This window comes from Streptomyces sp. NPDC101776 (assembly GCF_044766845.1).
GTDB lineage: Bacteria > Actinomycetota > Actinomycetes > Streptomycetales > Streptomycetaceae > Streptomyces.
Genome location: NZ_JBIWMV010000049.1, coordinates 1 through 12,421 on the forward strand (window position 1 = coordinate 1; position 12,421 = coordinate 12,421).

General features: G+C 69.6%; 10 protein-coding genes. 4 read left to right on the forward strand and 6 right to left on the reverse strand.

The genetic code is table 11. From position 1 onward, the window contains the following. Positions 1–210 precede the first annotated feature (210 nt). Positions 211–1,311, forward strand: coding sequence for an LLM class flavin-dependent oxidoreductase (locus ACIRRY_RS51430; protein WP_403987955.1), 1,101 nt, complete (start codon positions 211–213; stop codon positions 1,309–1,311). Positions 1,312–1,762: 451 nt separating this feature from the next. Here ACIRRY_RS51430 and ACIRRY_RS51435 read toward each other — a convergent pair whose 3' ends face one another. The 6 genes from ACIRRY_RS51435 to ACIRRY_RS51460 all read right to left on the reverse strand — a co-directional run bounded on the left by ACIRRY_RS51435 (position 1,763) and on the right by ACIRRY_RS51460 (position 8,221). After that, positions 1,763–2,629 carry a PhzF family phenazine biosynthesis protein gene (locus tag ACIRRY_RS51435; RefSeq protein ID WP_403987958.1) on the reverse strand — a complete coding sequence of 289 codons (867 nt, stop codon included), beginning with the start codon at positions 2,627–2,629 and terminating at the stop codon, positions 1,763–1,765. A 7-nt stretch (positions 2,630–2,636) separates the two neighbouring features. Beyond that, complete coding sequence (locus ACIRRY_RS51440) at positions 2,637–3,518, reverse strand: phytanoyl-CoA dioxygenase family protein (RefSeq protein WP_403987961.1); 882 nt, start codon at positions 3,516–3,518, stop codon at positions 2,637–2,639. Between the two features lie 163 nt (positions 3,519–3,681). Beyond that, a complete protein-coding gene (locus ACIRRY_RS51445; RefSeq protein ID WP_403987964.1) occupies positions 3,682–4,431 on the reverse strand; it encodes an iron-containing redox enzyme family protein in 750 nt (249 codons plus the stop codon). A gap of 46 nt (positions 4,432–4,477) precedes the next feature. Continuing rightward, positions 4,478–5,794 carry an acetyl-CoA carboxylase biotin carboxylase subunit family protein gene (locus ACIRRY_RS51450; protein WP_403987967.1) on the reverse strand — a complete coding sequence of 439 codons (1,317 nt, stop codon included), beginning with the start codon at positions 5,792–5,794 and terminating at the stop codon, positions 4,478–4,480. A gap of 32 nt (positions 5,795–5,826) precedes the next feature. Then, complete coding sequence (locus ACIRRY_RS51455) at positions 5,827–6,921, reverse strand: DUF1611 domain-containing protein (protein ID WP_403987970.1); 1,095 nt, start codon at positions 6,919–6,921, stop codon at positions 5,827–5,829. A 58-nt stretch (positions 6,922–6,979) separates the two neighbouring features. Then, positions 6,980–8,221, reverse strand: coding sequence for an acetyl-CoA carboxylase biotin carboxylase subunit family protein (locus tag ACIRRY_RS51460; protein WP_403987973.1), 1,242 nt, complete (start codon positions 8,219–8,221; stop codon positions 6,980–6,982). 633 nt (positions 8,222–8,854) lie between these two features. On the opposite strand from ACIRRY_RS51460, the gene ACIRRY_RS51465 reads away from it, so the two are divergent. From ACIRRY_RS51465 to hisC, 3 genes are all read left to right on the forward strand, one after another. Then, positions 8,855–9,328 (forward strand): flavin reductase family protein, encoded by a 474-nt coding sequence (locus ACIRRY_RS51465; RefSeq protein WP_403987976.1) that lies wholly within the window; start codon positions 8,855–8,857, stop codon positions 9,326–9,328. 310 nt (positions 9,329–9,638) lie between these two features. Next, positions 9,639–10,988 carry a 3-phosphoshikimate 1-carboxyvinyltransferase gene (gene aroA, locus ACIRRY_RS51470; RefSeq protein ID WP_403987979.1) on the forward strand — a complete coding sequence of 450 codons (1,350 nt, stop codon included), beginning with the start codon at positions 9,639–9,641 and terminating at the stop codon, positions 10,986–10,988. A gap of 167 nt (positions 10,989–11,155) precedes the next feature. Beyond that, positions 11,156–12,223, forward strand: coding sequence for a histidinol-phosphate transaminase (hisC, locus tag ACIRRY_RS51475; RefSeq protein WP_403987982.1), 1,068 nt, complete (start codon positions 11,156–11,158; stop codon positions 12,221–12,223). Positions 12,224–12,421: the final 198 nt, after the last annotated feature.

Below are 12,421 nucleotides of genomic sequence, written 5' to 3' on the forward strand. Positions count from 1 at the left end.
ACCCACGCTCGGCGTCGCACGCCTCCACACCCTGGGCTGGGACCTAGGTCCTATTTTGACCGGGCCGGTCCCATGCGAGGCTGAGGCAGCGCGAACAACACGTTCGGGAACCACCCGGGTATTCGCCAGGACTGATTCCGTTGACTGGCCGACTGATTCACGCACACTGCGGCCCGGGCGCCGGATTTTGAGCGATCGGAAGGTGAAATCTTGGACGCCAGCCGCTTGTCAAGCCAACCGCAGTCGGATTCGAATGAGCTGAGAGTGCACTGGAACTCGCCGCTCAGTGGACAGCAGAAGGCGTCGGGAAAATACAAGGTCGGCCAGCTTGACTTCGACGGCATCGTCGAATTCGCACAGGAAGCGGATCACCTGGGTGTGGATTCGCTCCTCATGGGGATCGGCGCCCACATGCCGGATCCGCTTCCGATGCTCGGCGCCCTGGTCCGCGAGACCCAACGCGTCAAGTTCCTCCTCGCCTACCGCCCCGGACTCCTCTCACCGACGCTCTTCGCGCAGGTGGTCAACACGGTCTCGTGGATGTCGGACGGGCGGATATCCCTCAACCTGGTCGCCGGTGCCTCCCCGGTCGAGCAGGCGTATTACGGTGACTTCCTCGCCCACGACGAGCGCTACGCACGCTCCAACGAGTTCCTGGACATTCTCCACGGACTCTGGCGCGGTGAGACTCCGCTGTCCTACGAGGGCGAACACTATCGCCTCAAGGACGCGGAGATCGGCCTGGGGTACAAGGGCGGAGGCCGTCCCGAGATATACATCAGCGGGGCATCCGAAGTGGCACAGCAGACCGCTGTGGACCACGGTGACTGCTGGCTGCGCTACGGCGATACTCCCGAGGGAATGGCCGCGGCGGCGAAGTCCGTCCTGACGCAGGGCGGCCGGGTGGGAACGCGCATGCACGTGCTGGCGAGGGAAACCCGCGCGGAAGCGCTGGCGGATCTCGCGGAGATGATGGGCGATCCCGACGAAGAACACCGGAAACGGATCGCGGAGGCCGTGGCCTCCTCTGATTCCGTGGCGGTGAAGACTTCCTTCCAGCTGGCCGAGACCGCGGAATCCGACTGGCTTTCTCCCATGCTGTTCTCCGGTGCCGTGGCATACCGCGGTGGGCCGGCCCTCTGCGTGGTGGGCAGCTATGAGGAAGTTGCCGCGTATCTCTACGAGTACAAGGCGGCCGGGATCAGCGAGTTCATCTTCTCCGGCTGGCCGACCCGGGACGAGATGCGGATCTTCTACACCCGTGTGCTGCCGCTGCTGCGCCGGCTCGAACGCGCCGGGCAGAAGGTGTGAGGGCTGTTCGGCCTCCCAGGGGCAGCTGCGTCGGCGGCGCGGGGGTGTGAGGTGGCGCGCGGGCGGTGCCTCAGATCCCCGCGCGTCCGCATCGAACCGTGTGAACGCGGCCAGCGGGTCTCGGGAGCGCCGGCGGCCGCTGATCCGGCAGGGCACAAGGCCCGTCGCCCCGGGCCCTCTGCAGCCGCCGGGGGCACCTTCCGCCTTCTCACCGTCGGCACCCAGGACACGGCCGTCCAGAACCTGCGGGGAACGCGTGCGTGTGCCGGGCGCCGGACACGCGGCCGCCGAAGCGTCGTACTCGACGCCTCGGCGGCCGGTTGTCACCCATCGGCCACGAGAACCGACATGCCATCAGATAGAACTCCGCGTGATCGCTGACGCGGTCCGGTCGAAGGCGTCGAAGCCGTATAAGGAGTCAGCCGACAACCGGCTGCCCGGCAGGGCAACGTCACGCGAGCCGACGGGCCGGCTGCTCCGGCAGGACCCGTGCGGTGCCGCCGAGTTCGACCCGCAGATCCGGCCCCGTCGTGGCGGTGATGGTGGCGGGGCTGCCGAGGGCGTCGCCCATGTCGACGGCGATCCGGTGGATGCCCCGGCCTGCCAGGTGCGCGACGAGACAGGCCGCGCTGTTGGCGTTGGCGAGGTCCTCCGGAACGCCGATCGAAGGGGCGAACATCCGGGCCGCGAGCGTACCGGCGGGCGAAGGGTACGAGTGGACATATGCGCCGAGCAGGCCGAACCGGTCGCAGGCCGTCCTGAGGCGGTCGAGGTCCGGGCGCAGCGCGGCGAGTGCGGCCCGGGTGGGGACCGGCACCAGAATGCGTTCGCGGCCCACGCCGGCGATCCGGATGTCCGGCCCGGCCTGGGCCGGCGCGAGACCGAGGGCCGCAAGCACGAGGGCGCGTTCTTCCCCAGCAGGTTCGCGCAGGTCGACGGGTCCGGGGTCGAAGGCGGCGGTGAACAGCGCGCCGGCCTGCTCGGCCCGCCCGGCGAAGACGCGTCCCCCGGCACGGAGAGTGGCCCGGTAGGGCCCGGCACCGCCGTACTGTGCCGCGAGGAGGGCAAGGGCGGCGACTGTGCCGTGACCGCAGGCGGGCAGTTCCCCTTCTGCGGTGAAGAAGCGCAGCTTGGTCGCGTCGCCGGCGTGACGTACGTACACGGCGTGCGAGGTGCCCCATGCGAGGGGGATCCGGCGCCGCTCGTCGTCACCCGGCGGCGGGCCGTCGCCGTCGTCCTCCAGGACGACGGCCGTGGGGCTGCCGCCCGCGCCCCCTCGCAGGCAGGCGCGGACGACTGTCACGTTCGGCGTGCTCATGGGGTTGTCACTTCGCCTCCTCCAGCGTGGCGTACCCGGTGGTCGCCGCGGTCGCGGTCTTGCCGGGACCCTCCTGGAGCTGGAAGAGCGAGCCGAAGGGGCGCTCCGCGAGCGGGAGTCGCCACGCCCCGGCCTCCACACGCGCTGTGTCCGAGACGCTGCCGCGCAGCAGTTTCACCCCGGGCTCGTTGTGGCCGGCGTGCGCGCCGAAGTGGATCGGGTAGGCGTCGGCCGCCCGGTAGGCCGGCAGGAAGGCGCGGCGGTAGCGGTCGGAGTGGTTCGGGGAGGAGTAGTGCAGGAGCAGGCAGTGGATGAAGATGACGCTGCCGGCGGGCGCCTCGACGGGCACGGCGAGCGCCGGGTCGGGGGCACCGGCACCCGCTACCTTGCCGCGGAAGTGGCCGTCGAGGTAGTGGTCGGCGAGGCCGTGCCGATGAGAGCCGGGGACGACCTGGAGGGCGGAGTTCTCGGTGGTGGTGTCGTCGAGGTAGACGAGGGCCGTCACCAGGTCGGTGTTGGTGTGCGGGTAGTAGGAGAAGTCCTGGTGCCAGTCCACGACACTGCCCACGCGCGGGGCCTTGAGGTGGAGCTTGCTGTAGTGGAACAGGATGTCGGGGCCGATGAGTGCCTCGACATGGTCGAGCAGCCTGGGGTTGGTGGCGGCCCGCTCGAACGCGGAGTGCTGTTTGGTGGGTGACCAGATCCGGCGGGCCAGGCCGTTGTCGCCCGGCTCCACTTCGGCGACGGAGCCGATGTCGGGGACGTCCAGGATCTGGGTGATGGCGGTGTTGAGCTCGGCGACTTCGCTCGGATCGAAGAGACGCTCGGCGACCGCGAAGCCGTTCTCGCGGTACTCCTTGACGAGCGCGGCCGTGTTGGGCATGTACATGCGCGGGTTCCTCTCTGGCTGGGCGGCGGGGTGCGGTCCGTACGAGCCCGCCGGGCGATGACTGCCCGCCGGACCCGCGACGGCTCACAGGCGCCGCCGGCCGGCATCGCGGCTGGGCCCCGCGCCGGTCCTGTCGGCGGCGCGGGGGCCCGGGACGCAGGAGTCAGACGGTGGCCTCTGCGTGCTTGGCGACGGTGTCCTCGTAGATCTCCCGGAAGAACATCGCGAGGATCTCCTGGACGTCGTCGATGTACGTGAACACCTTCTGGAAGTCCTCCTCGCTGAAGATCAGCTGGTGGAGGATGTCCCACATCTCCTGGGAGTGGTCCTCGGTCATGTCGACGTGGAGGTGGGCGGACTGCCCCTTGACGTTCTCCTTGCCGAGCCGCTCCCGGAGGTTCTCCACGATGGCCGGCTGGAGCTTCATCTGGGTGTACTCCACCAGGTAGTTGGAGACCACCGGGGCGAGGGCCGACTCGTGCTCCAGGGCGAAGTAGAAGAAGCCCTCGAAAAGGCGGGTGGAGAGGTACGGCTCAGTGGCGAGGATCTCTGCCTCGGTGACGCCGGCGGCCGCGGCGTCACCGATGTACAGCCTGTCGTGGAGCATCTCGTCGGCCTGGTACTGCGCGTAGTCGCGGGCGGCCCTGGGCGAGACCTGGGCGATCTTGTAGATGGCCTTGGACTGGCTGACCCGGGAGAGGCGGATGCGCCACACGTGCTCGATGAGGGTGCGGCGGTAGTACGCCTGGTGCAGCTCGGGCTCGGTCAGGTGGGAGGCGAAGGGGACGGTGTCCTTCCACTCCGCCATCTTCTTGTCCATGTAGCGGTCGAGCTCGGCCTTCTTCAGACGGCCCTGCTCTTCGTTGTAGAACGGCTTCGGATGGGTGATCCCGGTGTTCTGCACGCGGTTCATCGCGTTCTCCTTCACATTCACAAGAGGGTTCGCGGGGGCGTCGGGGTCAGCGGTAGCGGACGTGGAAATGCTCTGTCGCGTGTCGTTCGAGGAAGGCGATCTCGGTGTCGAGGTCGTCGGCCGCCACGTCCCACAGGGCGTCCATCAGGCAGATCGCCCGGTCGGACACCTGGAGTTCGGTTCCCTCCGCCACATGGAGGCGCAGGATCCGGGGCGGCCGGGCGGGCGGGTCGAAGCGGATCGCGTCGACGGTCCGCCCCTTCTCTCCGTACTTGCTGAGGAACACGGTCGCCCTGGTGGGCGCGCCGGTGCGCAGGGCCTCCAGCTGGGAGGCGCGGGTGAGCCGGTCGTGGAAGGCGTCCCGTTCGCCGTCGGGCAGCAGCAGGGCTTCGGGCCACAGGTCGAAGAAGGAGAGCCCGGTGACGGTCCGGACGCTGGCGTCGATGAGACTGCCGCCCATCCGGGGGTTGATCTCGATGATCTCCCAGCGCTTCTTCGACTCCCAGTACTTGACCTCGATGTGGAAGGCGCCGGCGGTCAGCCCGTGCCCGGCCAGCGCGGCGAGGCAGCGGGTGACGAAGTCGGCTCCCTCCAGGACGAGTTCAGGGTCGAGGCCGGCGGGCGGGCTGACCGACATCCCCTCCAGAGTGGTCCGCTCCAGGCGTTCCACGCGGGCCTTCTCGTGGACGCACAGGTGGTGGACCCGGCCGTCGAGGACGAACGTCTCGAAGCTGAACTCCGGGCCCTCGACGTACTCCTCGACGAGGAAGTCGTACCGGTCCATGAAGATCGCCCGCATGTGCCGGTCGGTGCGCATCTGCTCCTGGATCGCGGGCAGGTCGGCCAGGTCGTCGATGCTCTCCAGGATGAAGGCCGCGAAGGACGCGGCACCGCGCACCGGCTTGACGAACCAGCGCGCGCCGGGGTCGAGTTCGGGGGGCGTGCCGGGGGTGAGCCGGTGGACCCGGACCTCGCTCAGCCCCTCGGCGAAGAGGTGGCGGCGCAGTTCGTACTTGTCGAGGCAGAGGCGCAGTGCGGGTGCGGCGGAGTCGCGCGCGCCGAGCCGCTCGTTGAGCTCGGCCATCAGGAGCCGGTAGCCCTCGAAGCTGGCGAGGGCGGCCTCGACCCGGTAGCCCCGGTCGGCGAGTTCGCGAACGGCCTTGTCGACGTCGCCGGGGTGCAGTTCGGGTTCCTCGGTGACCACGCAGTCCGCCAGGTGGCGGCGGCTCGCGTCCAGGACCTCCGGCCTCTCCGGCTGGGAGCTCAGGGCGACCAGGGCCAGGCCGAGGCCGGCGGCGGCCGTCGCGACCTCCTCGGTGTACGACTTGCCTTGGTGCATGAGGAGCAGGATCGCTCTCTTCATCTGTGCATCTCCTCAAAGTTCCGGGTCCGCGCTCAGCGCTGGCGGACCGGCTGCCGGTCCGCGGTCTCGAGCTGGTGGGCGCGCAGGATGTCCACGAGCCGGGCGGCGCTGCCCTCACGGATCGGGTCGAGGACGGGCAGTCCGGTATCGGCCTCCAGCTTCTCGGCCTCGCGGCGGTAGTCCTCGTCCGTGAAGCCGACGCTGTTGACGCTGATGGCGGTGACCTTGGCGGGCCGCTGGATGCCGCTGAGCTCCTCGTTCATGCGGATGAGCTCGGGGATCGGGGGGATGGGCGTCTCCCAGACCTTGGTGCGCTCGGCGCCGAGGCGGTGGCAGAAGACCAGGGCGTGCGGCAGGGCACTGTGCAGGATGGTCAGGGCGACGCCGCTGCCCTGGATGTGGTTGAGGCCGGCCTGGCCCTCGACGACGACCCATTCGTTGCCGACGGCGGCCTCCATGACGACCTGTTCGACGGCGCCGCCCATGAAGTCGCCGGGCACGCCGTCGACCGCGACACCATGGCCGGAGATCAGTATTCCGCTCTGGCCGGTGGCAGCGAAGCCGGTGGAGATGCCGCGGCGGTTGGCCTCGTTCCAGATCTCCAGGCCGGTGGTCTTCTTGCCGATATTGCAGTCGCTGCCGCACGTGTGGATGATCCAGGTGTCCAGGTCCAGGACGCGGGCCTTGTTGAGCGGCGCCTTCGGGGCGTCCTTGGTCTCCCAGACGGTGACGCCCTTCTCACGGATGGCGCGGGCGATGTCCGGGTCGTCCGTGAGGCGGTAGTGGATCGAGTTGATGATGTGGAGGCCGCTGTGGAGGGCCGCGAGGAGGTGCGGCTTCCAGCCGGAGGGCAGGTCGGCGGAGTGAAGGCCCTTGCCGATGACCATGACCTCGGGGTCCAGGTGCATGGCGTGCTCGACGCGGGCGACGATCGGGATCGGACCGCCGTAGCCGAGCACCTCCTGGACGGTCTGGCCGGCCTTGCGGCTGTCGATCACGGCGACGCAGCGGTCCCCGCGGTAGCGGAGCAGCGAAGCGCCGATCTTGCTCGTGAAGAGTCCGAAGCACCCCTCGGCGAACAGTACGAATTTCTTGTCGATCAGCTCCGCATGGTTCAACTGAGCCATGTCTTCCTCCACGGACTCGACGGTTCGATTGCGGATGGCACGAGATGGTCCGGGCGCTCTAGGAGACGGGCTCCGTCGTCAGGCGGTACTGCGCACGCGCCTGGCGCACGGCCTCCTCGATCTGCTCCTGGGTGCCGCCCCGGAAAAGGAAGCGGCCGCCCTGGACCGTGGCGTAGGCGCCGGGCCGGGAGACCAGAACCTCGCCCGTCCTGGGCACCAGCTCCCGGTACACGTAGGGAACGTCACCCAGGAGCGGGGTGGCGGCGGTGACCTTCTGGGGCAGCGGCCTGGGACCGGGGACGATCAGCCAGCCGCCGCTCAGCTCCGGGACGGGGACCGGCAGGTCCACCGGGCGGCCGAGCAGCACATCGACCCACAGCCGGAACAGGTTCACGTGGTGGACGTCGTGGATGACGTACGGCACGTCGGCACCCGGCACTCGGGCGCCGACCTCCAGGAACACCAACTCCTCGCCGGTGTCGAAGAGTTCGAGGTGGAAGGCGGAGCTGCGCAGGCCGAGCGCGGTCAGACAGCGCACGGCGAAGTCCTCACAGCGGTCGCGCACCGCAGGCTCCGTCTGGAAGACGGAGCCGAGCGGTTCACCCAGGAGCTCGAAGTCCAGGCAGCTGGAGACGTAGCGCGACGTGCACAGGAACAGCGGTTTGCCCGCGGCGTCCAGGACGCCGTCGACGTGCAGGATCTCGCCCCGCACGAACTCCTCGATCTCGAGGTCGTGCAGGCTCCGTTCGGCGCACAGGGCCCGCAGCTCCTTCGCCGAGGCGACCTTGCGCACACCCTGGCTGCCCGCTCCGCGCACCGGTTTGACGATCACGGGATAGCCGAACTCCTCGGCAGCCGCGAGGACCTGGTCCCCGCTGCGGCAGGACGCCCAGCGCGGCACCCGGATGCCGGCCCGCGACAGCGTCTCCTTCATGACGGTCTTGTCGCGGAACCGGGAGGTCTCCTCGGGCGTCGAACCCGGGATGCCGTACCGCTCGCGCAGCGTTGCCGCGAGATCGAGGAGAAACTCGGACAGGCCGATGACGTGGTCGAACGGGCCTTCGTCGCGGACGACGGCGTCCACGATCCCCAGGACACTGTCCAGGTCGCCGAAGTCGGGGACGACGTGGACCCGTTCGGTGCCGGCGGGCACTCCGCTGCGGCCGCCCTCGTCGCAGATGTACGTGACGCGGTCGGTCTCCGGACGGAAGAGGATCTCGGGAGCGGCGAGGCGGTTCTCCCACCGCCGCTCGTCGGCGTACAGGGGCCAGCGGGTCAGGAACAGGATGGCGCCGGACATGGCTGTCGTCCTCACGGTTCACGGAATGCATGGACGTGCCCGGCCGGGGCGGCCGGTTGACGGCGGCGACGGCGGGCTTTTCGGAACCGAAGAATGAACCCGGACCTGATTACCGGGAACGGCCCCCAACGCGTCGATCGCGCTGCCTCAGCCTCGCACGGGACCGGCCCGGTCAGAATAGGACCTAAGTCCCAGCGCCCCGGCGCCCGACGGCGAGTCCGGGGCGGCCGGCTTTCCCGGCCGTGCTCCACCCCGGCGGTCCGCCGGTGAGGTGATCCGCGCGTCCGACTGGCCGGTCACGGCGGCAAAGAGAGTCCGCACTGCCAAGTGCCGGGAATTCCATGGGCAGATGGGCCTATTGTCCGTCCGCGGCACGGGACACAGAATTCTTGTCGTGCCCCCACCGCTGCACGAGGGCTGGCGTGCGCGCAGGAGGCCATTTCTGAAATGGCGCCCTGCCGCCCGGCATTGAAGCGCCGAGCGGTGGGACGACATTGTTCCCGCTCCGTGGGTATCGCCGGTGCCACGCGCAGCGAGGGCACAGCCCTGCAGCCGGGCTTCGGAACCGGACTCAATTTTCGCGGGACAGGTGGTGGTGCTGCCGTGACGGAGGCGACGCAGACGATACGGCGGGTGAGCTCCGAGGACTTCCGGGCGGCGATGGCCCGGTTCGCGGCCGGGGTCGTGGTGGTGACGGCCCTGGGCGACGACGGGGTGCCGCGCGGCTTCACGGCGAGTTCGTTCTGTTCGGTGTCGATGCACCCCCCGCTGATCCTGGTGTGTCTGGCGAACTCGGCCGACTCCTACGCGGCGTTCGCCTCCTGCGAGCACTTCGCGGTGAGCGTGCTGGGACCCGAACACAGGCCGCTGGCAGAGCAGTTCGCGACCAAAGGCGCCGACAAGTTCGCATCGCAGGGACTGTCCCTCACCCCCGGCGGGCTGCCGGCCGTAGCGGGCGCGCTCGTCGAGCTGGACTGCGAGACGCACGCCCGCCACCCGGGCGGGGACCACACGATCCTGATCGGCCGGGTATCGGGCGCGCGCCTGGGCGAGGGCACAGCAACCCCCATGGTCTATTACGAGAGGTCTTTCCGGCTCCTGGCCTGAACGGGGGCCGGGCACCCTCGGGCGGCAAAGAGGGTCCCGCCCACCGTGCGCCGGAAATTCCATGGGCAGATGGGCCTATTGTCCGCGCGCCGCACGGGGACACAGAATTCTTGTCGTGCCCCCACCGCCGCAGGAGGGCTGCCGTGCGTGCCAGGAAGCCATTCGAAACTGCCGCCTCGCTGACCGGCATTGAAGCGCCGGGCGGTGGGACGGCATGGTCCCACTCCGCGGATATCGCTGGCCCGGACGTCAAAGCGACATCGCTTGCACAGTACAAGACGGCGAATGATGGGAAACGGGAGATACGAGGATGCTGCTGAAGGTCGATCCGATCGATTCCTTTTCCGGAACGTTCCGCGTTCCTTCTTCGAAACCGGAGACGCAACGGGCAATTCTGACCGGCACACTGGCCGAGGGCACGTCACGGGTTTTCAACGATCTCCGCTGCGACGAGACGGAGACCATGAAGAACGCCTGCCGCGCCTTCGGCGCCAAGATAACCGAGCACGACGGATTCCTGGAGATCCAGGGCATCGGAGGGTCGTTCCCGCGCATCGGGCGCGTCATCCAGTCCCGCGGCTCGGGTCTGGTGTTCCGCATCGTGACGGCGCTGGCTTCCGTGCAGCCCTCGCCGGTCGTGGTGACGGGCGACGCGACCCTGCGCAACCGGGTGATGGAGCCCCTGCTGCAGGCGCTGCGCGACCTCGGCGCGGACATCGAGTCGATCGTCGGCGAGAACAAGGCCCCGGTCGTCAACTGGGGACGCGGCCTGAAGGGCGGCACGTGCCGGCTGCCGGGCGACATCAGCTCGCAGTTCATCACCGCCGTCCTGTTCGCCGCGCCGCTGGCCGACGGCCCGGTGGAAATCGAGGTGACGGGCGAGGTCTACTCCCAGTCGTACATCCGGCAGACGCTGGCGAGCCTGACCGACGCGGGCATCAAGGTCTCCGCGTCGGAGGACCTGCGTCACTACCAGGTGGAACCCTCCTCCTACCAGGCCCAGGACATCACCATCCACGAGGACTACACCTCGGCCTCGTACCTGCTGGCCGCCGCCGCGCTCTTCCCGGGCCGCACCGTCCTGAGCAACGTGTACGGCGACAGCATGCAGGGCGAGTTCGCGATCGTCCCGATCCTGGAGAAGCTCGGGGTGAGCGTCACCTTCGACCGCGACACCTCGTCGCTGACCGTCGACAACCCGCAGGGCAGCCTGTGCGGCACCTTCGAGGTGGACGCGCGGGACTGCCCCAACATCGTGCCCACCCTCGCCGCCCTCGGGGCGTACGTGCAAGGCAGCCTGAGGGTGACCGGCGGACGCCTCACCCGCTTCCACAAGGCCTCACGCATCGAGGCCATGACCGCCGAACTGACCCGCGCGGGCGTGGACATCGAGGCCCTCTACGACAACGGGATCTGCGACGGCTTCGAGGTCCGCGGCGCGCGGACCTACCCCGGCGCAGTGACGCTGTCCAGCTGGGGCGACCACCGCATCTTCATGTCACTGTTCGTGGCAGGCCTGCGGATGCAGTCCGCCAACCGGTTCTCGGGCTTCGAAGACGTCCGGCTGTCCTTCCCCACATTCCTGGAGGAATTCACCGAGGCAGGAGTACGGACCACGGCCGTCGAGGAGGAGAACGCCCCCGCCGCGGCCGTCGGCTGACCCGGCCCGCGCCAACCCGGCGGCCGCCCAGCCGGCCAAGGCAGAGGTCCCGGCGCGCGGGCTGGATCCCGCCCGCGCGCCCCGTCGCGGCGCACGCCTCCCCAAACCCCCGACGAACCACACCCCCCGCACGACCGTCCGCTTCCCCCGCCCAGGAAGTCCCCCCGATGCCCCCTGCACCAGCCCCCCGGCTACGCGCCGATGTCTCCGCACTGCCCCGCTACGTCCCCGGCCGAGCCGCCCCCAGCGACCTGGTGGACAAGCTGTCATCGAACGAGAACCCCTATCCTCCGCTGCCCGCGGTCCTCGCCGCCATGCGCGGGGAACTGGGGCGCGTCAACCGCTACCCCGACCCGACGAGCAGTGAACTGGTGACGGAGCTGTCCGCAACCCTCGCGGTGCCCCCGGAACACCTCGTGCCCGGCACCGGATCTCTCGGGGTCGCCAAGGACCTGTTGCGCGCCGCGGCCGGCGAAGGGGACGAAGTACTGTTCGCCTGGCGCTCGTTCGAGGCATACCCGCTGCTCGTCTGGGCCACCGGGGCAACTCCCGTGCAGATTCCCCTGCATGACGAGCGCCACGACCTGGAAGCCATGGCCGACGCGGTGACAGACCGCACGCGCCTGATCTTCGTGTGCAACCCCAACAACCCGACCGGCACGGCCGTGCACCGCGCCGAACTCGAGCGCTTCCTCGACCGGGTGCCCGCCCACGTACTCGTGGTGCTCGACGAGGCCTACCGCGAGTTCGTCGACGACACCGATATACCCGACGGCATCGCGTACTACCGCGACCGCCCCAACGTCACCGTTCTGCGCACCTTCTCCAAGGCGTACGGACTGGCGCGACTGCGCGTCGGCTACGCGGTCGCGCATCCGCCGGTCGCGGCCGCGCTGCGGGCCTGCGCCGTACCGTTCGGCGTCAACGGACTCGCCCAGGCCGCCGCACGGGCCTCGCTGAACGCCGGATCCGAACTGCTGGAGCGGGTACAGACCCTGGTGGCCGAGCGAGCCCGGGTCACCCGTGCCCTGCGCGCCGCCGGCTGGAGCGTTCCCGACAGCCAGGCCAACTTCGTCTGGCTGCGCCTTGGCCCGCGCACACCGGAGTTCGCCGACGCGTGCGAGGCCGCGGGAGTCATGGTGCGCCCCTTCGGCGACGAGGGGGCGCGGATCACCATCGGCACCCCCGAGGAGAACGACCATCTGCTGAAGATCGCGGGCGACTGGCGTGCGTGAGGTCCCTGCCGCAACGCCGAGGGTGATGTGGTCGCCGCCGCCACGAGCTACCGCCCGTGGAGCGTGCACGCGGCTTTGCCCGCTCCGGTGGCGGACCGGGCACAGAACGGATTGGTCCCCCGGCGCCGCTCTGCCGAATCGCCCTCACGAACGTCCGCCGGCACGGCATGGACGTGACCTGTCCGCAATGCCCGGAGA

Excerpts from the sequence above, each read along its gene's own strand:
- aroA (WP_403987979.1), top strand. The coding sequence starts at position 9,639 with ATGCTGCTGAAGGTCGATCCGATCGATTCCTTTTCCGGAACGTTCCGC.
- ACIRRY_RS51435 (WP_403987958.1), bottom strand. The coding sequence starts at position 2,629 with ATGAGCACGCCGAACGTGACAGTCGTCCGCGCCTGCCTGCGAGGGGGC.
- ACIRRY_RS51450 (WP_403987967.1), bottom strand. The coding sequence starts at position 5,794 with ATGAAGAGAGCGATCCTGCTCCTCATGCACCAAGGCAAGTCGTACACC.
- ACIRRY_RS51440 (WP_403987961.1), bottom strand. The coding sequence starts at position 3,518 with ATGTACATGCCCAACACGGCCGCGCTCGTCAAGGAGTACCGCGAGAAC.
- ACIRRY_RS51455 (WP_403987970.1), bottom strand. The coding sequence starts at position 6,921 with ATGGCTCAGTTGAACCATGCGGAGCTGATCGACAAGAAATTCGTACTG.
- hisC (WP_403987982.1), top strand. The coding sequence starts at position 11,156 with ATGCCCCCTGCACCAGCCCCCCGGCTACGCGCCGATGTCTCCGCACTG.
- ACIRRY_RS51445 (WP_403987964.1), bottom strand. The coding sequence starts at position 4,431 with ATGAACCGCGTGCAGAACACCGGGATCACCCATCCGAAGCCGTTCTAC.
- ACIRRY_RS51460 (WP_403987973.1), bottom strand. The coding sequence starts at position 8,221 with ATGTCCGGCGCCATCCTGTTCCTGACCCGCTGGCCCCTGTACGCCGAC.